The following is a 22,861-nucleotide window of genomic DNA, read 5'->3' on the forward strand; positions in this document are numbered from 1 at the left end:
TCCCATAATTTAATACGATTGCCTGGCGTTACCAGATGAGGGATTATCGACTTGAAAAACAGACTTAAGATAGTTTGTATTAGCCCCAAAATTATATTTCACGTTGGTGGGTTGCTGTGCATCTCTGCTTCTTTCTACAACCAGCCAGCCTTTCCAGTTCATTGCATCGAGTGTTTCTTTAACTTTATTTAAATCAATTTTAGGGTCGTTTTGCAACCAAACTCCATCTTCATTCGTTGCGTGAATCTGGATAATATTTTTTCGGCCTAAAATCCTGAGTTCCTGATGTAAGTCTCTGCCATTTTTAATGGCGTTAGAAAAGTTAAAATAGCTTTTAACAGCGCCGGATCCAACATCTTTCAACAATTGTAATTCGCCGGCGGCATCTAAAGAAGTTTCGATACCAATAACAACACCGGCTCTTGATGCCATCTTCCCAGCCACTTTTAACCGCTCAATTATTGGTTCCCGAAGCTGTGGATTTTGCACTAAATCTCCCTGAACACCCAGCGGAAGAAAGACAACCTTAACATTCATCGCTTCTGCAGTGTCCAAACAATCCTGAACAATCTTTTTATAAGTTGGGCGTATAGCAAAAGATTGTGCATAAAAACCGGTCATAGCAAGGGAGCAAATTTCCAAATTCAACGCTTTTGCCTTGTTAAGGTATTCACGCCTAATTTCAGGGTCGGCAAGTTTATTATCAAAGGTTATTCTATCCCCTAAACCGCCCATATCAATCTCGATACCATCAGCGCCAAGTTCACGTGCTAAAGGCAAAGCGCTGATTTTCTGGCGCTTCAAAATCATCAAATCGATTACAGCGACCTTATATCTATTTCTTTTTTCAGCTGCCAAAAGCAGTTGATTGGGAAATAGAAGCGCTCCCGAAAGCAAAGCGATATTGGCTAGAAAAGTTCTTCTCTTGTACTCCATTGGCTATAACTTTTTTGACATTGATGGAAATAGCTTTTCCAAATTTTCAAAGCCCATCACTGCATTTTTTGGCAACCTTTCTCCTTTTTCACCAAAAACATACATTGCGCTTTCCCGTTCTATGGTCACTTTACTTTCGTCATATTTTCCTGATTTATTCTTAACCGCATTTCCATTCAGCTTAAAGTTTTTAATTAAAAAATCGTACAATGCAATTCGTTTATTAATGCCAAAATCGTGTTTCTCTTCTGGTAGATGTACGTTTTCTACCTTGTTGGCAAGGCCATAAAAACCATACATTTTCTGGAGATAAGGAAAATCATGTTCAGGCGTGTGTGCAGTCCAATCGCCTCCGTCCGAAACCAATAATTGTGGCCGTGGTGCAGCCATGGCTGCTAATTCGACGTTATCTGTTCCGCCGCCGCATTGGTGAATCGGCATCCCGCTTTCGCAGGGGCAGCCGCCATAAAAGTATGATGACATGGCAACAACCGGCGCACTGAGTTTTATTCTATCGTCTATGGCAGTCATTAAAATCGAATGGCTTCCTGCGCCAGAACCGCCACTGATTCCAATCCTGCTTGTATCTGTTTCCTTCAACGCGGAGAAATAATCCAAAATCCTGATTCCGCCAAGGGTTTGAACCGTTTGCGCTAAACTCCGGCGATGGTCTTCATATTTAAACTGTAGCATCGATTCGCCCCAAGCAAATAAATCATAGCTGAACGCCATTGCACCCATTCTTGCAATTGTTGCACAACGGATCTGACAATCGGGCCGGTAACGTTGCTTTTCCCAATGCCCGTCTGGACTTAAAACAAGTGGGATTTTGCCTTTTACATTCAATGGTTTGTATAGTGAACCGTTTATCCAAACGCCAGGCAAAATTTCTAAAGCTATATTTTCGACGGAATAACCATCAAAAATTCTTTTCGCCGTAATAATTGGTTTTGAAGTTACTTTAGCAGGCAAAGGCGATAACATTAGCGCTTTGTACAGTTCAGGTTTAATTGCGGCTTTGCGCTTCTCCCAGCTGGCTTTATCGTGGTATTTTGTTGCTAAGTTGTCCAGATAAGCCCATCCATCCTCAACTTCCCATCGGTAATATTCGTACTCTTTTAGCTTGTAAACGCCGGGTTTTTCTTTGTTTACTTTCATATCCAAAGGAGCAAGTACGTTGGCAAGCGTTTCATCAACATCTGCACGAAAACGCCAGTCGGCGTAGTTTACCCATTTATCTTTTACCTGAGGATCTGAATACTTAATCTGAATTTTGAAACGGGTTTGAATATCTTTCAGCACATCAACAAGCGATTTTTTGTAGAGGTTATCAGTGTTTTGGGTTTGCGCTACGAGATTTGTGAAAAAAGCGAGTAAAACTATCAGCAAAGTAAACTTTCTAGAATTTCTTCGCAGTGCAGCGTCCAAAAGAGTGTAGGATGATGTCGAAAAAAGATGTCTGAGCACAAGATTTTTAGGTGTTGCAGCTTTTTGAAGCGGCAGCGAAAAAACCTTTGAAACCATTTCAAATAATTTATCCGTTACAGTCGAAACGACCATCTTAATCAATGAAAACGTATCTAATCTCATGGCTCTTCGCTTTTTGTTTCGGTGATTACAGGCGCTTTATAACCTTTTAACTGCGGCCAAACGCCATTTTTTATTTTCTTCAATTTTAGCTTGGAGGGATCTACAACCACGTGTTTAATTTTTTCCCTTCGCCACGTATAAATGAAATGAAGCATTCCATCAGCAGTTTGGATTACGGCCGGATAAGAATATTGACTAATCGGAGCGTCTTCTAATATTAGTGCTGCATACCAGTTTTTTCCATCTTTCGAAACAGAAACGTTTAAAGGTGTTCTCGCACCTTTGGCTAAATCGCCTGGTGGCAATACGTGGTTGTAAACCAAAACATGTCGTCCATCTTTCAGGGTTACGGCATCGGTGCCGGAGTTATTGTTTGGCAATGACGTTTTAGTTAAAGCCGACCAGGTTTCACCATTATCTTCAGACCATGATTCTACAACTGCTCTGTTCGCTGTTCTGGCTAAAATTTGAAGCTTTCCATTTCCATGCTGCAAAATGCTTGGCTGAATGGCCTTAATGCCGTTTTCTGGGAGCGGCCCAACCATGCGCCATGTTTTACCGTTATCTTTTGTAACCTCAAAATGAATTTTCCAACCGTCGCCTTCTTTACTTGAAGGCGCAAACAGATTTCCATTACTAAGTAAAACAGGTTTATTTTTAACCGGACCGATATAGCCGTCGGGTAGTTTTGTAGCCTCAGACCAGCTTATTCCGCCATCCTTTGAGGTTTTCATCATGCCCCACCATTCAGATGGTTTAGGGCCAATTTTGTAGAAAAGCAATAAGTCTCCACCCGGAATCTGATAAAGCACAGGATTCCATGTCGGTAATCTTTTGCCAGCTGGCTGAATTCCGTCTGCTACTGAAACCGGGGCTAACCATTTGCCATTTACAAGGCGACTAATGTAAATTTCTACATCAGGATTGCGTTCTTTTGTGCCTCCAAAAAAAGACGCCACTAAACCCGTGGGCGTTTCCGCAATTGTTGCAGAATGACAGGATGGGAAAGGCGCCTTATCATACAAGAACTCCTGCGTTACAACACCATTTTGCCACTTTTCTACCTGCGCATTTGCGTTGATGGCAAATGCAAACACAACGATAGATGTGATGTATATTTTTAATTTTAACATAATATCTTATTAATGAACTGTCTAATAAATCCGCTTCAAAAATTTCCCAGTTTTAGTCGCTCCAAATAACCAAAAAAGGCTACTGTTTCTGCTTAGCTGCTTTTTCTTCTTTAATTTTTTTAGTGTACGCACTATAAAGCGCTCTCCAATTGCGGCCATTGTTATTCAACATTTGTTCTGATTTAGTTTTGTAAATCTCGAAAATAGCCGAAATCTGTTTCATGTTTTTAAAATCGATTGCTTGCTCCCTGGCAATTTTTAAAAAGCCTAAAATCTTCATTTCTTCATCAGCAGTTAAATCAGGAACGATTGATTTATAACCTTTCATCGTAAACTCAACTTTACCAATGGTGTATTTATCTAAAATTATTTCAACCTGCTCCGGAGATAAATTCTGTTTCAAGGCATCCATCAAAGCTGCGTGAACATTTGAGGGAATGGCAGAATCGGCAATGATTTGCTTATCCAAATCATTTAGTTTGCTACCCGTAACGGGATTTATTCCATCAGGAACTGTAGATGCCGGATGACTGTTATGCCAATCCCTTACAGCGGTTAAGTGAACCGCAATACTATTTTCCACCGCTGCTTTCTTCGCCGCATCTGTCAGATTTAATGCAGAAACCCATTCTTTTGCCTTATTTCGAATCTCTTCAGAAACTCCAACATCCTTAGTCTGGCTGAACACATTTACTGTGGTTAGCATTAAAAAGAGAAGCATCAGTGGCTTTAAAAATATTTTCATCATTGTATTTTAATTATCGTTTGCTAAATTTTAATTTGCTTCGTTTCGGGGAGGATAATTATGTTCTTTTTCAGATTGAAGCCGGCAATCTTTTAAACAGTTTAAAAAGATTGTTCAGTTTGGTTTTGCGTCCATTGCAATAACAAACGTTTTCAAACTACTTTCCTTCCACAATGAACGAGTAATCTCCCGAACCAAGCTCAAAAATCGCCCTGTTATCTTCCATTTTTATAAATTTTATGTCCTTAATTGATTTTAGTTTCTCTGAAATCTCATTTTTGTTATGTGCGGGAACGTAAGCTAAAGCCCTTGTATTTGGCGGAATCGTGACCTTCCAGTTAAACGATTTTCCAGTTTTACTGTAGGCGCTTTTGACTAAACCATAAACCGAATTGTAGCTGGCATTTACTGAATTTAAACCGTTTATCATCTCAGGCTTCATTATAATTTGTTTAAAGGCACCATGTTCGGACTTTATTCCGGCCAGATTTTCGTAATACCAGATTAGCAAATCGCCAAGCATCATGACGTGATTTTGCGAATTCATTTTTGGGTCGGCAGTGTTTCCATTCCATAATTCCCAAATTGTGGTGGCACCGTTTTCAACCATATAGCCCCAACTTGGGTAAGATTTTTTTGTGGCGATGGTATAGGCCAAATCAGGCCTGCCGTAATCGTTTAAGCAACGCATTAACCATTGGATACCTACCAGTCCATTACTTAGATGGCCCCCGTTTGTTACCTCGACCGTATAAGTAATGTTCTTAAAAACTTTTTCAACTTTTTCCTTTGGAACCAAACCAAAATAGAGCGGAATAATATTGTCTGTTAATGCATTGGAGGCATAATAAGCTTTTTCGTCGTTATAATATTTTTGGTTGAAAGCATCTTTGATTTTTTCACCCAGCAACTCATAGCTTTTAACATCCTCCACATTACCAATTGCATTGCCAAACTGCATCATCAACCGGGTAAAATGATAATAATAAGCCGTTGAAATTAATTCTGAAGGATACTTTTTATCGGCACTTTTTCCTCTTCCAATTTCAATTGTTAGGGGTGGCATGCACCAATCGCCATAGCTATCTTTGGTTAAAATATAATCTTTCATATAGCGGTCTTGCATGTAAGCTAACCACTTTTTCATCGTCGGATAATTATCCCGAACGGCATTAATATCGCCGGTTTGCTTGTAAACCATTTCCGTTACCAAAAGCATGGCGCCGGGCCAGGTCATATTGTCGCTGTAATATCGCCAGAAAGCTGGCGCAACATCGGGGATGGCACCATCTTCTTTCTGCGAATTTCTGATGTCTTGCAGCCACTTGGTGTAGAACCTGCCATTGTCAAAAACGAAACTTTCGCCATAAGCAACCGCACCTCTGTCACCCAGCCATGGCATGCGCTCGTTACGTTGCGGACAATCGACCGGGATGCCTTTATAACTCCCGGCAATTCCCCACCACGCATTTTTGAAAATCTGATTGGTTAATGCATCCGATGTTTCAAACGTTCCGACGGTTTTAACATTATCATAAATCATTTTTCCAACAAAATCATTTAGTGATGGCTGGTAAGCGTAGCCGGAAAGTTCCACATATCTAAAGCCACGGTATGCAAAAGTAGGCTCCCACGTTTCAGTCTCACCACCCTTCAAGGTGTACAAATCTGTACATTTTGCATTACGAAGGTTGGCGGTAAAAAGTTCGCCATTGGGTTGCAACGATTCGGCAAAGCGCATCTTAATTTGCTTCCCTTTTAAACCCCTCACTTTAATTTGCAACCAGCCTACCATATTCTGACCCATATCCAGGATGTATCTGCCGCCTGACAGCTTGCTAACCGAGACTGGTTTCAAAGTTTTCATCACCCGCATATTTTCGTTCATTTGAGCCTCTATTACACCTGTAGGTTCCTGAACAAATTGGGCCTTTGTCCATTTGCTGTCATCAAATCCACTTTTATTCCAATCAGTAAATTCTTTATTTGCATCATATTCTTCGCCATCATATTCATTGTTGGCTCTGATTGGTCCGTCGGTTGTGCCCTTCCAACTATCATCTGTATCAATGTTGGTGCTTGTTCCATCCGTGTAAACAATGTTTACGTTCAGCAGCATTTTTGGAAAACCAAAGGTTTTAATTTTATAAGGCTTTTCATTTTGGCGCATGGCGAAAAACCGGCCATTACCTAAAATTGTACCAATCGCATTTTTCCCATTTTGGATGTAGCTGGTAACATCATAGGTATTGTACTTTACATTTTTTGTGAAATCCGTTGGCGATGGCGACAATACATCCTCCCCCACTTTTTTACCGTTGATAAAAAGCTCATATAAACCTAAGCCGATAATGGATGCTGTAGCGGATTTAACCGTTTTCGTAGTTTGAAATTCCTTTCTGAAATAACGTGCCGAAAGCCGGGAATCGGTTTTGATGTTATCCCACGGGAAAGCCCTGTCGAACCCAATCCAACCCTTAGGCCAATCTTTATAATACAGTAAACCCATCGAAAAATAGTTTGCTTTACACCACTCGCTCTCGCCGGCAGTTGTCCATACTTTAACTTTCCAATAAGCCTTCAATCTACTCTTAAGCGCTTTGCCATCGTAATTAACATAAATAGATTCTGCAGAACTTACCTTTTTAGAGTCCCACAAATCGGCTTCGCCAGCATTTAGCTTTTCAGCAGATGATGAAACCAATACCTGATAGGCCGTTTGCATAACATTGCGTTCGCCTGAGCTAATTTGCCAGCCAAAACGCGGCTTTTGAACATCAATTCCTAAAGGATTTTCAAGCATTTCGCAGGTGGTATTTTGCAAGGAAACCTGCGCCGCCAACTTGGTAAATGTTAGCAGCCAAATGCTGATTATCAATATGTAGATTTTTATGTTCATTTCGTTTCGCAGTGATTAACAGGTTAAGTCAAACACTTTTTTTTCTTTTTTATCTTTCAATTATTGTCGCTGACTTCCCGGGGGCAACTATTAATTTAACTTACTTCCTTTGCCTACCCACTCATAAATTTCTGAGTGATTTGATTGAAGTATTCTTCTTCATCGTATAAATATTTACCGCTCTCCCATTATCATTTGCAGTTTTATTTCTTTGAAAAATCAAAATACAAAGTCATGTTTAATGCCCTGCTCGGGTCTTTATCAAAATCGTAATAAATATTTTTCATACCCATCGGGCCGGTTGTTTCTGGTTTCTGCGTTTTAGTTCCAATTGCTGAAATTGCATTCATGAAAGAAATATCGCCGTTAGGGAAGGTTGGGCTGATGTTATCATACTCTGTATCTTTTGATTTCCTGGGCGTAAACAACCGCATAAAAACATCCTCCCTGTCCGCTACTACTTTGAACGATTGATTTTTACCCGTAAACTCACACCAGTACATGTTAGCGTAATAGCCTTTAAACTCGGGATATTGCCATGCAGGTTCGCCGGTAGCGGAGTCGTTGTAATCCTTTTTCCAAATCCCGAATTCTGTGCCTTTCATTCTATTTTTCCAAACGCGATATGGGCCGTTGCCTTTGTAGTTAACACTTTTGATATCCTTTTCGGGGTAGGAGAAATTCAATCCCACGAAAGTGGTAAAGTATTCTGATGGAAAATACCGAACTTCCATTTTCAGCCAGCCCGAGGGATAAACAGTCCAGGTTAACGTGTTCCAGCTTTCTTTCTTATCAAATTTGGACGCTATAACCAGATTTTCGCCATCCATCTTAGCGCTAAAATTTTTGAAATTATTAACACCTTCCTGCAAAATGGGCCCGTTTGTAAACGGAATTATGCCACTGGCATTTTTGGCTTGTTGCAGTAAACCGGTTGTTTTATTAAAGGTTAAACCAATTCCATTTGCAGAAACCCTGAAACTTTGAGCGTCTTCGTTTAAAACCACTTTTGAACTCCCCGTGGTTGATAGAATTTTCTGTGCATCGGTAGCAGGCAAAGTAATTGGAAAACTCCAGGTAAATAATTCTTTGCCATAAACATCTTTTATGGTGAGGTAAAATGCGTCAAAAGTTCGCCAGTCGGCAGGAAGAGTGATTTGTAATTTCCCCTTTTCGAACGGCTTAATATTTGGTGCACTTGCCTTCCCGGCCTTAAATTCACCATCTCTTTGCGCCCCGAGCTTTTTTAGTTTCCATTCGAAAGAGCATTGATTGACGTTTGTAAAGGCGTAACGGTTTTCCAGCAAAAAGGATCCGTCAAACCCTGCAGTCATTTCGCGATGCTCTACAAAAACAGGACTCCAAACTTCCTTAATCGTGAAGAAACTGCCTTCCTTCTCATGGTATGGGCCAACTATGCCATCAGGACCATGGTTTCCATCGGTATCAAGTTCGCCGTTTTTATCAGTACGAACCACCGCCTGGTCGGCAAAATCCCACAAGAAACCACCTGCAGAAAGCGGGTTATTCCACATTGCATTCCAATAATCTTCTATGCCCGCACCATGACCACCATCCCACATGCCATGCAAAAATTCGGTCGGCATTAAAATGTTGTGACCATGGTCGTAATTACCAATCCCATAATTATATTCGCGATAGTGCGTGGTTTCAAAACCATTAAAAACTTCCCAGGGATGAATAACCGGCCGTTTCTGAATGTCTTCTTCAACAAAAAGGTGGTCGAGTTCACGATTGTGTCCACCTTCATTTCCGTTTGCCCAGAAAATAATTGATGGATGGTTCTCATCATTCAACATCATCTCCTTCATCAATTTTGTACCTGTTGGCGTATCGTAGGTTCCGTGCCAGCCCGCCAACTCGTCCATAACATATAAACCGAGCGAATCGCAGACATTTAAAAAGTGCCCGTCAGGCGGATAGTGCGACATACGAACGGCATTCATGTTCATTTCTTTCATAAGTTCAACATCGGCAATGCTGATTTTTTTACTGGTTGTTCTGCCTGATGAAGGATAAAAAGAGTGTCGGTTTACGCCTTTGAATTTTATTTTTACGCCATTAACATAAACCCCGTCGCGTTCCTTAACCTCAATTGTTCTAAACCCAATTTTCTTTGTAAGCCGATGAATTTCCTTACCGTTTTTTATTAAGGTAAAAGTTGCGGCATAAAGATTCGGAAATTCTGACGACCATAGTTTAGGACCCGAAAATTGATGGTTCAACATTATTTTTTGCGAACCTTTTTTGATTGAGGTTGTAAACTTGTTTCCAAATCGTTTTTCATCTTTTGTAAACAGTTCAACCTCCACCTTATCAGCATCACCGGTAAAAACCAATTGCGCATTAAAACTACCGTCGGCTTTGGCATCAATCTGAACCCTTTTAATATGCGTTTGGGGCTCGGCTTCTAAATAAACCGGCCTGAAAATGCCTCCAAAAATCCAGAAATCAGCTTTGCGCTCTGCTTCATTAACCGATTGATTGGCAGAATGCTTTGAAACCGTAACTTCGAGCAAATTATCGCTGCCCGTTTTTACGATTTTAGAAATATCGTATTTAAAAACGTAAAACGAACCCTGGTGAATTGCACCCGCCGATTTTCCGTTTATTTTAACTTCAGTATCCGTCATCGAACCCTCGAAAACAATATTTATTTTCTTGTCTTTCCAATTTGCCGGAACCACGAACCTGAACCTGTAAAGCCCATGTTCTTTACCTTTATTTTCTTCTTTGTTAAAACCATAATTGTACTTTCCAAAGCCCTGCAATTCCCAGTTTGATGGTACCGGAATGGTTGTCCATTTACCTGAATTTGCGCCCGCTGTGCAGAAAAAATCCCAATTAATGGTGTTGTCATTTCCAGTTCCTGACAGGTACATTTTTTCCGTAAGCTGTGCCTTTGCAGCGCCAAACATCATTATCGAACAAAAAAGAAGTATCAATCTGGCTTTCATTAGTTCACTTTAAACTTATCGGTTAGGGGATTATCAGTTCTGAAAGGTAGCGCAGGCAGGCCATTGCTGTAGAAGTTTCCTGCGGGGCTTTCTGTCCAGTTATAACGCACGGCAGCAGGGGCAGAAATTTCCTTTGAATAAACGATAACCCTATCATTCTGTACAAAAGCCTCTGCATTTACAAATTTGCCATCGTGACCGGCAATCGTAAAACCCGTTAATGAAGACGACTTAGCTGAGTTCAGGTTATCGAATTCGAGCAGCGCTTTACCGTTTTTATAAGAAACTGCTTTGTAAATCGGGCCCGAAAAATTTATCTTTTGCTGATAAGTTTTCCCAAGGGCCATCAAAGCTAACCTTCTGCCTACTTCCCATTTGTAAGTTGGGTGCAAGTCTGCGCCGTTGTCATTTAAATCTGATGTTGAAACCATGCCGGTAAATGGTATGCGTAGAACCTGCTGTTGCGCTTCCCAAAAACTGGGTTCGGTATCTGGTGTAAGTACAACTTTATCGCTTTTTTGCTTACTGTAATCGTAAGGCGCAATTTGAACATAGTAGAAAGGCAATTGCTGTTCGCCCCAGGCTTTTCGCCAAAGGTTTATCAAGGTTTTAAGTTTATAGGCGTAGCTAAGCGTTTCATTCAAAAAGCAGTTGGTTTCACCCTGGTACCACAAAAAACCCCGGACTTTGAATTTTGAAAGCGGTTCAATCATGGGCCCATAAAACTTACCTGGGTCGTTACTTACTTTTTGGTTATTAAAATATTCTTCCTGGTTGAAAGCTTCCTGAGCAATCCAAGGCTCAATTGCGCTTCCGGAAACGGAAGAAGAAATGATTCCAACTGGGACACCTAATCTTTTTTGAAGTTCTTTTCCGAAGAAATAACCAACAGCGGAAAAGGCCCGCAGCGCTGAATCTTCGGCAACAGCCCAACTTTTATGAAGAGAATCTGGCTTTGCCAATTGCTTTCGGTTCACCAGAAAAATTCTAATCTGGCTATTGTTTGCTTGCTCCACCTCATCCGCGGGAAAACCTAATTGTTCATTTTTCGGCTTAGGAATTTTCGCAAGTTTACGCATTTGATATTCCATGTTGGATTGACCTGAACATAACCAAACTTCGCCCACCAAAATATTGTCTAATTTGATTTTATTGGTGCCTGAAATTGTCATCGACTGCGGTTTCGCCGATATTTTTAGTGGATTTAGAACAACCGACCAGTTTCCATCTTTATCAGCTTCTGTTTGTTTTGTCTGACCGGCAAACTCCACTTTTACTTTTTCATCAGGAGATGCAAAACCCCAGATATTAATTGGTTTTTCACTTTGCAAAACCATGTTGGAAGATAAGATTTGGGGCAAAAGTATTTTAGCATTTACAGAAAATGAAACCAGTAAAAATAACGCCAGCAAAAGAGCTTTGCCTGTGTTTGGCGAAGGCACCGAACTTATGCAAAATGACGACTTATTTTCCGCTTCTTCCATGTCGGTACTAGGAAAGCCAGAAATGTTTTTAAATAGCGTTGAAGATTGCTCAACGGCGGAAGAAATTGCAGCTTTGTGAGTTGAAAAATATATTTTTCCAGAAAAATCAATCATCCTAAAATCCCTCCGTTCTTAAATATTTAATGGAATATACCGCCTCTTTTTTCTCGTATTCTCCTGCGTTTTTTAGGTCGTAGGTTTGGTCTGCAGCAGTATCAACATCAGGAAAGCGGCGAACATCGCCAGTGCGAAAAACGATTCGGGAAACATCAGCCACCGGCTGAAACGCTAAGCTGGTTAGTACATCTTTCCCATTTACGCTAACTGTGTAAAAGCGGGTGTGCGCATCTAATTTCAGTTTAACGTTGTAAATTTTTCCGGCTTCATATTTCATAAAATTTTTGTAGCGGGCGCCCGCTTTTGCGCTTAAAGTTCCGGTGGTATCAAAAGTTAAACGTACGGTTGCCATTCCTTTTGCATCCTGCAGCTCAATTTCGAGCAAACCAAAGTCATTTTGTTTTGGGCTAACCGAAAATGATGTGATTACTTTTTTCGAGGCAGGAAATAGTCTTTCCGCTTTGGCAAAATCGAATGGATCTTTGTCTTTTAAAATCAGCGCACCATTTTCGACACTTACCGGCGCCCAAAGCGGACTATAAATGTTCCACATTGCTAACGCTTTGCCCTTTGCCAATTTTTCAAAGTCATCATTTACATGCTGTGTCGCGATGTCGGTAACAGGCACCGGAACCGAAGAAACCCAGATATCTTCTTTGTTCATGCTATAAGTTACCCATAATTTACCATCGGAAGGTTTTCCATTTCCTTCTTCAATGCCCCGGACATATTGCGGACCATAAGATTTGTAATTTCCGCCATAGCGCATTGGTGTAATTTCTCCATTAATCAGCAGCAAATTTGTGTAGTCCAAGCCATTTTTGCTTGTCGATATTGCCAGTGGCCACCTGTATTCTGAAGGATTGTAAACTGTTGCAAATCTCCCGTCACTTGTTTTTTGTCCCCAGATTTTTGCATTACTATTTACAAAACCCGGAGCACGAACTGCACTTTCTGGCCAGCTTTTTCCATTGTCGGTACTGATAGCCGTTAGCGCATTTTTCCACAAGCCAACAACTCTTCCATCGGGTAAATGATAATAACTAAACGCTTTGTATTGCTTCTGCAAGGTAATCAGAGGGTCCTTTCTGTCAGCTTCCTCATTCCATTGCTGTGTCATTAACTTATTGGAAAGCAATTCGTTACAAGCCTGAATAAAGTTTGCGTTTTTGCTTTTAGTGAAGTAAGGATATCTGGTGTTCTTTTCTGTGTAGCCTGGATTGTAATGAATAAAATAGATTGGGCCGTACTTTCCATCAGCCTGAATTTCGCGAACCGCTCTTCCAATACCATGACCATCGTTCGGGTCGTCTTTTGCATCAAAACTGATGGCATAAAAGCCTAAAACCAGGAAAACATTTTTGCTGGACACGTAAAAGCCCATTCTTTGATGCATTACGGCATCTAAATCTTTGGCAACATCTGTTCTGCCCTCTTTGGTTGTCCCATCAGGAATTCTATAGACCGGAAAAACAACATCAGGCTTAGTCCAGCTATAACCATCTTTTGAGGATTGAACTAATGTTTGTCCCGGCGGAATACTTTCACCAACCTTGTCGCTTAGATATTCTATGTAAAATTTACCATTCCAGTAGGCTAACATCGGAGCGTGGTTGTATGTCCAGCCAAAATTTTCTGCCAGCTCCGGATGCTCCCTGTTTGCCCTAAACGTTTGAATGCTGTGAACGCCCATTACCGGCGAAAGTTGCCCGTGATGATAATCTGCATTAACCAACGTTTTACCCGTGTAACGCACCGTATCTTGCGCATGCAATTTTGTAATTGCAAACGTTAGTAGTGTTAAAGCAAGTATTTTAAATGTTTTCATTTTTATTCTTATGCATTTCGTCATTGCGAGGTACGAAGCAGTCCTACAAATAAGGGTTTCCTTTCTTTCGCTTTAAGATTGCTTCTTACCTCGAAATGACGACACTTCTTTTCTATTCTATTAATTACCTTGCAACTAAGCCTTAGCACCCCCTCTTCGTTCTATATAATCCGGCTTAAAGAGATTGCTCCGTGCCTCGCAATGAGGTTTAGTTCTTCAATCTCTCAATCACTTTTCTTTTTACTTTTATAATGGTACCATGTTTATGTCCTTGTGGCACAGAAACTTCTGCCGTTACATCGTTGAATGTCTTAAAATCTGATGTTTTGTAAGCCGAATAAATCTTTTGTCCGTAAGCATCGAAATAAATAAGCCAGTCGTTGTTAACTTTTACAACTGTTGGGCCTTCGGTTAACTTCGGACTAAAAGTTTCTGAAACATTTTCATAAGGCCCTAAAACCTCTTTCGAGAAAGCCACTTTTAAATTTCGGTTTGGGCGGGTGTTATCCTTCAATACCAGTATATAATCTTTCGCAGCTCTTTTCACAATTACGGCATCTATAACACTAAAACCAGGGTCAAAAAATAACTTTGGTGAAGAAAAGGTTACAAAATCTTTCGTGGTGATGCTGTACATTCTATGGTTATTGTCTTCATCTTCAATTCCTTTTGCAAAGCGAAAAGGCACGGTTGATGCCCAAATGATCACATATTCGTGCTTTTCGTCATCATAAAAAATCTCAGGTGCCCAAACATTTACAGTTTTGGGTTCGGTTTCCATAACGGGAAGAAATTTCTGAGTCGTCCAGTTAATTAAATCCTTCGAACTTGCATAACCGAAACCTCTATCGCCTTTCCAGCTGCAGGTCCAAACTAAATGAAAAGTTCCATCGGGTCCTTGAACAATTGAAGGGTCGCGTAAGACTTTCTGGGTGCCAATTTCAGGTTTCAAAAACGTTTTATTCAAATCCGTCCAATGGTAAGCATCGTAGCTGTATAAAAACCGTAGTCCTTCAGTTGCAGGTTCATGGAAAGAGGTAAATAAATAAGCTTGTTTAGCGCAAGAAGTTAATCCACACAGAGCCATGCCAAAAATGGCTAACCGAAATGACGATATAAAGTTTGCTTTAAACATCTATTGATAGAGAGATTGCTTTATGACCCGCCTTGTGCCGGCGGTTTAAGTATTTTATATTTTATCTAATATCAAAACCCAGTCGTTGCCATTTGCAGGCGTTCCCGGTGGATTAAATTCTTTGATCCCCTTATTTTCAAACTCGCCAATTGGCGTTATTTTTCCGGTACGTGGGTCGAACCAGGATGCTTTAACATCATCGCCATCTATTTTACCCATTTGAACACTAAAATTTCGCCCTGTATAACTGTAGAGCATGGCAAACTCTTCGCCACGCGTTGCCAGAATGCGCTCGTACTTTTCGCCGTTTTTTCCAGAAACCAACGTCTGGTCAGGCACGCGGTCGAAATATGAGCGAGACAACATCAAATCTTTAATGTATTTCATTTGCCTGGCGCCGGGTGCATTTATTGCTGTAATCCATTGGTCTTTCGGACCGTAAGCTGGTTTCAAATCAGTCTTTTTGTACATCTGCATCACCGAATTGTGTCCATACGTATAACCGAATGCACCTGCAAAAACCGACCAGTAACCGTATCTTCTCACATCAGCGGCTGTCCACCTGGGCTCAATTGTATCATGTAAGCCTTGCGGAATATCCTCATAAGATGGTTCGCCATCAATTGTTGGCTTAGTAGGTTTTAACTGGTAGTCGGCCTCAATATATTTCCAGTTGTCTTCGCCATAATGCAGTTTCTCATTTTTAGAAGTGTCCTGGTCGTAGCGCCGGTGACCAGATTGAACCATATCAAAATCGCACCAGGCTGCTTTTTGAAACCATTGCGAAGAAGCTGTTCTTCCCCTCGGGTGAAAAGTGATGAGGTGATTAGGGTCGTTCGCTCTTAAAGTTTCACCAATCGTGTTCCAAACGTCCATACCTTCACTTCCTTTTATATCGCCACCATTTAACCAGATAATATTCCATTTATCTTTATATCGCTTTGCTAAAAATTCGGCATAAGCTTTTGCCTGGGTTTTGTTAACTTTCTTTTCTTTAACATTTGTGCCCCAAACCGGCACCATTGCCATGTAAAGACCTTTTTCAGCGGCCTTATCAACAATATAATCTACATGATCCCAATAATCGTAAGCTAAAGAATCTTTCGGATTATTGCCCGGCGTAATCATCGGTTTTGAAACATCAGCATGAACAACTGAAGAATCAAGATAAACATTTCTCGATGGCACCTCATGCAGAAGCATCACCTGAATTACATTGAAACCTTTCTGTTTACGGTCATCGAGATAGGTATTTGCCTCTTCCCTGCTCAACCTTCCAAAAAGCAACCAGCCAGTATCGCCCAGCCAGAAAAACGGATTGCCATCGCCGGTTGTTAAATATCTTCCATTTCCCGAAACCAAAAGGCTTTTGTCTCCAAAATGAGCCTTTTTCTTACAGCTGATGACGATAAGCGAAATGAAAAGGAGAAAGAATAGTTGAGATTTAATGTTCATGTTAAATTTTATTTATGAGTACGACTTCATCGCCAGATGTTAGCTTATTAAATTTAACAATAGCTCCACCATTTATTTTTTCTTCTTTGATGGCTTTTCCGGTCTTAGCATCTAAAACCTTAACGCTGAATTTAGCGGCCGATTTACCTAAATCGACGTTGATGGCAGTATTAGATGAATTGTATAAAATATAAGCCTTCCCGGGATTTTCCAACCCATATTGTTTAGCAGTTTTACCAGCCGGAAGAAAGGGTTGCATGGTCGATGCGAGCGTTAAAACTGATGCATCAAGTTCATCAACATTTGAAAGCGAACCACCTGCCATCAAAATTGCCCAGCCAAAACTGTCGAAGCTATCTGCGGAGTAAATCACTGCTTTCGCCGGAAACCTATTTTTATATTCGGAAACTGCGTGATAAACCTCATCGAAAGATGTTTTCTTAGGTTTCAATAAGCGGGCATGCTGTCTTGGTGCCAAATTTAATCCGCCCTGAGGAGCATAGGCTGTTCCGTCGGCCTGGTAATGCCAATATCTAATGTCAATCAAATCGACCACGCCGGCACGATTCGGGTCGGCCAAAATTGCATCCTGAACATCTTTTGTAACACTCAGGCCAATGATCGGGTGTTTGCCTGTTTCCTTTTCCCAGTCTTTAATTGTATCAATCCAGAATTGCACGAAATGCAGCGGACCAGTAAATTCGGCTCCAATTAATTGTATAACGCCGGTATTTCCGTCAAAATTCTCCAGGCATTGCCTAATGTAAGCTCTATGTAATGCGCTGCGATGCTCGTTGGTTACATCATAATATTGCTCGGCCATGAAAATCCGCTTATCACCTGCATAAGGCACAGGTTCGGGAAAACCTGTATTGTTAATGTTGTTTGCAGTGCGCCATGGAAAATCTGCATAGTGTGCTCCTGCTTCGATAATGTTGTGCTGAAAATAATTCTCGTGGATTAAAACTAACCCTTTTTGGTCGGCGAGATTAGCAAAAGTTTTTAACCTGTTCCAATACCAGAGGTTGTACTTTGTAATGTCATATTTGCTTAAACCGTCCCAGGCTTTATCCTGGCCGCTGCGAGCGTACGGTAATTCGTAAAAAGGAGCCCAAACCTCGCCGTCCATACGCCGGATACGCTCATGATCATCTCTTCTTCTATCGTACCAAAGGCCATAATTATGGTCTAAAACCTTTACCGAACCATTTTTCATCGAATCGGTAATCGCTTCCAAATCATCTGTTAAGCCATTACCTTCCCGGCCAGGAACAAAACGCGTGACATGAAATTTAGTGTTTTTTAAACCGTAAGGACGGGAACTTCCATTCCACCACGGAACTTCCTGCCGGTTGCCCACAACAAGCTGGCCGCCACGAACCAACCAACCACCTTTAATGGCCATGGCCGGTGCAAGCGTTGGTTCATTGATGCGATCGATACCGATTTTATCAATACTTTTTACCTGGCTCGCCTCCGTTGGGATTTTGTTCCTTTCTGCAGACGAATCGATATATTCAGAAACCGTCAATGCAGGCTTGTAAGCCAGTTTAGTTAGTTTAAGTGCAACATCTACCGGCGGACTACTCGATGCTTCGGTTTCAACCGGTAGCACAAAAGCCCTTGAATCTATTTGATTACCCAGTCTGTCTTTCAACTGCGCATAATATAAACTTCTGGGTTGAATTTGCTCGTTGGACATGTCCCAATACCCGTTCCCGGCAAACTGAGCCCAGGTACCAAAGGCCCAATTTTGTGCTGTCGGCGGCGAAAAGTTATCAACCCTGGCGGCACTACACTGCCAGAAAACACTATTTGCAGCGCTCCAGCCTGCACCTTGTCCATCCTGCCCGCGATTAAGGAAACTTAAAGCCTGCCCGTCGACATTAACGATATCAAACAGAACGCCCGATGCCCAGCTATCAATGGTACCACTGAAGCTAAATGGTAAATAAGACTGGCATTGAAGAAAAACATTTGGCCCGGGCGCACAGAAACCAACCGCAAAATCATGGTAAGCATATTCAGAATATAATCTTTGGAAAAGCGTTTGCTGGCCAGTGGTTAAAAATGTATAGCGACGCTCGCCACCAATTTCTGATACCGGTGCAAGTGATTTACAATCTTCAACCGTAATTCTTTTCGCGGTTTCAAGAACATTTACAGCCGAGCCAGCAAAATGTTCAAAAACAACCTGACGAACCCAGGCGTCTTCCACATTCTCCAAACAAATGGCTGTCCAGCGGTGATATTCATCTTTAACATTGTCCTTATGGAAATCAGACTCAAGCTTTAAATTTTCTACGCCAGATTGGGCTATTCTTCCCTCCCATAGATATTTAGCTACCGTTGCGCCACCGAGTTTTGAATCCAAAGCTGTTGTTATTGGCGCATCAAAAGTTATTGTTGAGCCATTTATTGCAAGAATTTTTCTATCCCAGTGGATATCTCTCGTGCCCGGCTTCCATCCTAAAGCGCTCTCGCCACCTCCGAATTCAACTGTTTTCAAAGTTTCAATCCACTCTTTAGTTGATGGCCGGTTAATGGTGATTCTATCGCCCACTTTGAAGCCACTGCTATTATTCAGCGTTACTTTGTTGGAGTTAACCGGCACGTAATTATCTGTGATGGCTACCGGCTTTTCTTCAACTTTATTGTTTTTACCCAGAATTCTGATTACGCCGATTCTATCCAGCCCCGTGGCAAAAAGTCTTGTGCCGTTTTCGCCGAAACCACTTCCACGAAGTATAACTCCGGATGTACTTAATTTTAATGTCCCCGCTATTTCGTAAGTGCCTTTTTCGAGTAATACAGCTCCGCGGAATCCATCTTTACCAGCCGCTAATTTCGAAACGTAATTTATTGCAGATTGTATCCTTAAAGTAGCATCGCCTTTCGAAACCGGCACAACAACCTTAATTGCCACATTTGGAATAGCTTTTTCACCAGCCATGTAACCTGCATAAGAAAAATCAGGAATCCGGTTTCCCAGCTCATCTGCGGTATAAGCCATTTTGCCATCTTTGCCCTTAAAAATAGGCTTTGGTGGCTCAACAGGCTTGGTTTTTTGCGCAAAAGAAAAGCTTATCGCCAAAAAAAGCAAACCAAATACTGGCAATACTTTAAATCTTAATATGTGGTTAGTTTTTGGCATTTTACTTTATTATCACGCTGAGGCGCGAAAGTACCTCAACAGCTTATTATTTCAATGATTAAAAGCGGCTTATTAGTAAGCGTTTCGTTAGTTTCCCAAAGGCCTAACTTTATTCACATCTACTAAGCTATTCAAATAAACTTCGATATTAGAATAACCGGATTTTGAAATTTTGCCTGAATCTTTTGCATCCTTCGGATTTAATCCATTTTTAGCTTCCCACGCATCAGGAATACCGTCATTATCACTATCTAAGTAAGGTTTGCCTTTATATTCAGGATAACCGCCAACCTGCTCAATATCGGAGATAATTCCCTGTTTGTAAGAATCTGCCGGTAACCGGCGCTTTACATAGCTTTGCTTTGCAGGCAGTTTTCCATCTTCAACATGCTCAATTTTACCGGTAGCAACCTGTTTTACAATACGTTGATCAACTGCATCGCGAACCGGCAACGATGCACCTGCATTGGCTAAAACATATTCGTATGCTTTTTTTGTATCGATAATGGAAATCTTTGCCATTGGCAGCGGTTTATCCGTGCGGATAGAATCTAACAACTTTTGCAGGTTGCGTTTGCTCTCTGGCTGGACGCCACCATCCCAATTATTTTGCGTTACTTTCTCATTACCTTCGACAACGTTTCCCGTTACATAAGCTTTCCCAAATTCGTTGGTAAACCTTTTGTCTCTACCAGATTCTGGTTTAAGAATGCGGTAAGAAATCGGCGCTCCAGCTGGTGTAACTGGCCCTGGCTTGTAATAATTATTAATAAAACTGTAAAACGAGGCATTGTCACCGCCATCGGCACTCCTGTTCCACCAGTTAAAAATTACGTTATTGGCAAAGCCGAAATCTCCATACATCCCTACAGAAGGATTGCGGGAGATATTCGAAGCCCAAAGATTCCGCATAAAAGTTGAATTTAGCCCCCCGATAGTGCTTCCAAATGCGTGGTTGTAAGTATCTAATGCCTCAGAAAAAATTGAATTTTGAATGGTTACATTCACGGTTGGCAATTTTTCGGGTTTTGAACCATCTTTCGGGTCGTAAACGTGGCGATAAATCGACATATTTTCGTCTAATCCCCAACTTGCGGAAACGTGGTCGATGATGATATTTCCTACCGGATTGCCGCCAATTGCATCATCGCGACGAGTTACATCGGTTGCGCCACGACGGAAGCGCATGTATCTAATCACAACATCGTGTGTGTTAATCCAAACCGATTCGCCGGCGACACAAATGCCATCGCCCGGGGCACTCTGCCCAGCAATGGTAACATAAGGCGCACGAATAATCAGCGGCGTTTTTAGTTTGATGATCCCCGAAACGTTGAAAACAATAATACGTGCTCCACCTTGTTCACAAGCCTCACGGAGTGTTCCCTTACCAGCATCTTCCAGACTGGTTACAACAAAGACTTTACCGCCGCGGCCGCCAAAAGAGTAGGCACCACCACCCTCGGCACCCGGAAAGGCAACCATTTTTGATTGTGGTAAATCACCCGGTTTTGCCGCCCATGGAATGTAAGGTTTGCCGTGTTTTGCTTCTTCATCAACTATCGGCTTCACCTTTAAAAACTGAAGTTCAGATTTCTCCTCGATACTTTTTAAAAGAGAATCGGCTTTCTTTTCCATCGCCTCCGGAATTACCGGATATTGGCCAAAAGCAGAATCGGCAATACCAACTACAGCTGCTAAAATTGCCAGGTAAGCATATTTATTCATCTCAGTTGGGCTTTACTATTGAAACCGGAACTACGCTATTTAGGTAAACCTCGATGTTTGAGTAACCACTTTTGGTAATCTTCATCGCATCAGATGCATCTTTCGGGTTCAACCCGTTCTTTAATTCGTAAGCATCAGGCATGCCATCATCGTCGGCATCTTTGTAGGGTGTTCCCTTATAAACCGGATAGCCGCCAACCTGCGAAACTTCAGTAATGATGCCTAGTTTATATGAATCGCCCGGCAATCTTCGATGCTCAAATTGAAAAGCGGATGGTTTTGCATCAGGATGCACCTCGATTTTCCCGGTTATTACCTGTTTAATCACCCGGGTATCAACCGGATCTCTTTTCGGCAAAGTAGCACCCGCATTAGCCAACACATAATCTTTAGCAGCAAGCGTCGGAATTATGGTTAATTTTGGCATTGGAAAAGGTTTTTTCGCTTTCATTGCGGCAAAATATGGCGATGCCTGTTCGAAAGACATTAAATTTCCCTTTTTATCTTCTACCTGAACGCCACCATCCCAGTTATTTCTTGTTACTTTTTCATTGCCATCAATAATGTTTCCATTAACATAGGCTCTGCCAAAAACCACATAAGGCAATTTACTTCGACCAGATTCAGGCTTTAAGATGCGATAAGAAATTGCATCTTTTAAATCGGTAACAGGCCCTGGTTTATAGAAATTGTTTATGATGTTATATTGCGCTGTATAATCGCCACCATCGGTAGAACGGTTATTCCAGTTAAATACTACGTTATTGGCGAAGTTGAAAATTCCGTTCCAGCCAATCGATGGGTTCCGGGCACCATTATCTGCCCAAAGGTTACGAACGAAAGCGCAGTTTTCTCCACCTAAGGTAGAGCCAAAAGCATGGTTCCAGTAATCTAAGGCTTCAGCAAAAATTGAATTTTGAATGGTAATGTTAACCGTACCTAATTTCTCTTCCGTTTTACCGGTGCTGTCGTTATACATGTGGCGATACATCGACATGTTTTCATCCAGGCCCCAGCTTGCCGAAACATGGTCAATCATAATGTTTCCAACCGGGTTCCCGCCAATGGCATCGTCGCGGCGGCCTACGAAAGTTTCACCTCTTCTAAACCGCATAAAACGAACAATCACATCGTGCGTGTTTAACCAAACAGATTCACCTGCAACGCAAACGCCATCCCCTGGCGCTGTCTGCCCGGCAATAGTAATGTAAGGTGCACGAATAATTAACGGCGTTTTTAGTTTGATAATCCCTGCAACGTTGAAAACGACTATCCTGGCCCCACCCTGCTCGCAAGCATCGCGTAACGAACCCGGACCGCTGTCGTTTAAGTTTTTTACAACAATAACTCTTCCACCGTGACCGCCAAAGCTGTAAGCACCGCCGCCCTCAGCACCCGGAAATGCTAATAATTCTGATTGTGGTAAATCATTTGGCCGCCCGGCCCATGGAATATAAGGTTTACCTTCTGCTGCTTCTCTGGCGATAATGGGCTTGGCTTTTTCCCAGGCAATATCCGATTGATGATAAGCTTCCTTCATCATAGAATCTGACGATTTTTTTACATCAGCCGGAATATTTGGATATTGGGCAAAAGAAGAATGTGCGGAGAGCATTAATGCTGTTGAAACCAACAGATTTAAAAATTTTCTTTTCATTTGTGTTTCGCTCGCTTTAAGA

The 22,861-nt window shown here is 41.6% G+C and carries 14 protein-coding genes; 1 reads left to right on the forward strand and 13 read right to left on the reverse strand.

All coding sequences use genetic code 11. The annotated features are described in order from the left end of the window. Nucleotides 1–9 precede the first annotated feature (9 nt). The 7 genes from ASG14_RS10765 to ASG14_RS10795 all read right to left on the reverse strand — a co-directional run bounded on the left by ASG14_RS10765 (nt 10) and on the right by ASG14_RS10795 (nt 11,618). On the reverse strand, nt 10–936 hold the full coding sequence (locus tag ASG14_RS10765; RefSeq protein WP_056871077.1) for a sugar phosphate isomerase/epimerase: 927 nt from the start codon (nt 934–936) through the stop codon (nt 10–12). A gap of 3 nt (nt 937–939) precedes the next feature. Then, nucleotides 940–2,526: an acetylxylan esterase gene (locus ASG14_RS10770; RefSeq protein WP_235528568.1), complete on the reverse strand. Its 1,587-nt coding sequence runs from the start codon at nt 2,524–2,526 to the stop codon at nt 940–942. Next, the gene (locus ASG14_RS10775) at nt 2,523–3,659 is read right to left on the reverse strand and encodes an exo-alpha-sialidase (RefSeq protein WP_056871078.1); all 1,137 of its coding nucleotides are present in this window, start codon (nt 3,657–3,659) and stop codon (nt 2,523–2,525) included. Before ASG14_RS10775 ends, ASG14_RS10770 begins: the two co-directional genes overlap by 4 nt. Before the next feature lie 79 nt (nt 3,660–3,738). Further along, nucleotides 3,739–4,407 (reverse strand): DUF3826 domain-containing protein, encoded by a 669-nt coding sequence (locus ASG14_RS10780; RefSeq protein ID WP_235528569.1) that lies wholly within the window; start codon nt 4,405–4,407, stop codon nt 3,739–3,741. 154 nt (nt 4,408–4,561) lie between these two features. Then, nucleotides 4,562–7,303 carry an alpha-L-rhamnosidase gene (locus ASG14_RS10785; protein WP_056871080.1) on the reverse strand — a complete coding sequence of 914 codons (2,742 nt, stop codon included), beginning with the start codon at nt 7,301–7,303 and terminating at the stop codon, nt 4,562–4,564. Nucleotides 7,304–7,506: 203 nt separating this feature from the next. After that, a complete protein-coding gene (locus ASG14_RS10790) occupies nt 7,507–10,281 on the reverse strand; it encodes a glycoside hydrolase family 2 (RefSeq protein ID WP_056871081.1) in 2,775 nt (924 codons plus the stop codon). Continuing rightward, a complete protein-coding gene (locus ASG14_RS10795; RefSeq protein ID WP_056871082.1) occupies nt 10,281–11,618 on the reverse strand; it encodes a sialate O-acetylesterase in 1,338 nt (445 codons plus the stop codon). The genes ASG14_RS10790 and ASG14_RS10795 overlap by 1 nt, the downstream gene beginning before the upstream one ends. Between ASG14_RS10795 and ASG14_RS10800 the strand changes: the two genes are divergently transcribed. Then, nucleotides 11,617–11,844 carry a hypothetical protein gene (locus ASG14_RS10800; protein ID WP_056871083.1) on the forward strand — a complete coding sequence of 76 codons (228 nt, stop codon included), beginning with the start codon at nt 11,617–11,619 and terminating at the stop codon, nt 11,842–11,844. The two genes, ASG14_RS10795 and ASG14_RS10800, sit on opposite strands and share 2 nt — an antisense overlap. A gap of 36 nt (nt 11,845–11,880) precedes the next feature. On the opposite strand, the gene ASG14_RS10805 is transcribed toward ASG14_RS10800, so the two are convergent. The 6 genes from ASG14_RS10805 to ASG14_RS10830 form a co-directional block, all read right to left on the reverse strand. Beyond that, complete coding sequence (locus ASG14_RS10805; protein WP_056871750.1) at nt 11,881–13,710, reverse strand: six-hairpin glycosidase; 1,830 nt, start codon at nt 13,708–13,710, stop codon at nt 11,881–11,883. Between the two features lie 208 nt (nt 13,711–13,918). Continuing rightward, on the reverse strand, nt 13,919–14,845 hold the full coding sequence (locus tag ASG14_RS10810) for a glycoside hydrolase family 43 protein (RefSeq protein ID WP_082491519.1): 927 nt from the start codon (nt 14,843–14,845) through the stop codon (nt 13,919–13,921). A gap of 54 nt (nt 14,846–14,899) precedes the next feature. Next, nucleotides 14,900–16,300 (reverse strand): glycoside hydrolase family 140 protein, encoded by a 1,401-nt coding sequence (locus ASG14_RS10815; protein WP_056871085.1) that lies wholly within the window; start codon nt 16,298–16,300, stop codon nt 14,900–14,902. Nucleotide 16,301: 1 nt separating this feature from the next. Next, nucleotides 16,302–19,454 (reverse strand): DUF6298 domain-containing protein, encoded by a 3,153-nt coding sequence (locus ASG14_RS10820; protein WP_056871086.1) that lies wholly within the window; start codon nt 19,452–19,454, stop codon nt 16,302–16,304. Between the two features lie 87 nt (nt 19,455–19,541). Continuing rightward, entirely contained in the window at nt 19,542–21,182 is a 1,641-nt protein-coding gene (locus ASG14_RS10825) for a hypothetical protein (protein ID WP_056871087.1), read from the reverse strand. Between the two features lies 1 nt (nt 21,183). After that, entirely contained in the window at nt 21,184–22,839 is a 1,656-nt protein-coding gene (locus ASG14_RS10830; protein WP_056871088.1) for a polysaccharide lyase family 1 protein, read from the reverse strand. Nucleotides 22,840–22,861 lie beyond the last annotated feature (22 nt).

The organism is Pedobacter sp. Leaf194, assembly GCF_001423945.1.
In the GTDB taxonomy this organism is placed as follows: Bacteria; Bacteroidota; Bacteroidia; order Sphingobacteriales; family Sphingobacteriaceae; genus Pedobacter.

Coding starts and splice junctions, on each gene's coding strand:
- ASG14_RS10765 (WP_056871077.1), bottom strand. CDS start 936: ATGGAGTACAAGAGAAGAACTTTTCTAGCCAATATCGCTTTGCTTTCG.
- ASG14_RS10770 (WP_235528568.1), bottom strand. CDS start 2,526: ATGAGATTAGATACGTTTTCATTGATTAAGATGGTCGTTTCGACTGTA.
- ASG14_RS10775 (WP_056871078.1), bottom strand. CDS start 3,659: ATGTTAAAATTAAAAATATACATCACATCTATCGTTGTGTTTGCATTT.
- ASG14_RS10780 (WP_235528569.1), bottom strand. CDS start 4,407: ATGATGAAAATATTTTTAAAGCCACTGATGCTTCTCTTTTTAATGCTA.
- ASG14_RS10785 (WP_056871080.1), bottom strand. CDS start 7,303: ATGAACATAAAAATCTACATATTGATAATCAGCATTTGGCTGCTAACA.
- ASG14_RS10790 (WP_056871081.1), bottom strand. CDS start 10,281: ATGAAAGCCAGATTGATACTTCTTTTTTGTTCGATAATGATGTTTGGC.
- ASG14_RS10800 (WP_056871083.1), top strand. CDS start 11,617: ATGTTGGAAGATAAGATTTGGGGCAAAAGTATTTTAGCATTTACAGAA.
- ASG14_RS10795 (WP_056871082.1), bottom strand. CDS start 11,618: ATGGTTTTGCAAAGTGAAAAACCAATTAATATCTGGGGTTTTGCATCT.
- ASG14_RS10805 (WP_056871750.1), bottom strand. CDS start 13,710: ATGAAAACATTTAAAATACTTGCTTTAACACTACTAACGTTTGCAATT.
- ASG14_RS10810 (WP_082491519.1), bottom strand. CDS start 14,845: ATGTTTAAAGCAAACTTTATATCGTCATTTCGGTTAGCCATTTTTGGC.
- ASG14_RS10815 (WP_056871085.1), bottom strand. CDS start 16,300: ATGAACATTAAATCTCAACTATTCTTTCTCCTTTTCATTTCGCTTATC.
- ASG14_RS10820 (WP_056871086.1), bottom strand. CDS start 19,454: ATGCCAAAAACTAACCACATATTAAGATTTAAAGTATTGCCAGTATTT.
- ASG14_RS10825 (WP_056871087.1), bottom strand. CDS start 21,182: ATGAATAAATATGCTTACCTGGCAATTTTAGCAGCTGTAGTTGGTATT.
- ASG14_RS10830 (WP_056871088.1), bottom strand. CDS start 22,839: ATGAAAAGAAAATTTTTAAATCTGTTGGTTTCAACAGCATTAATGCTC.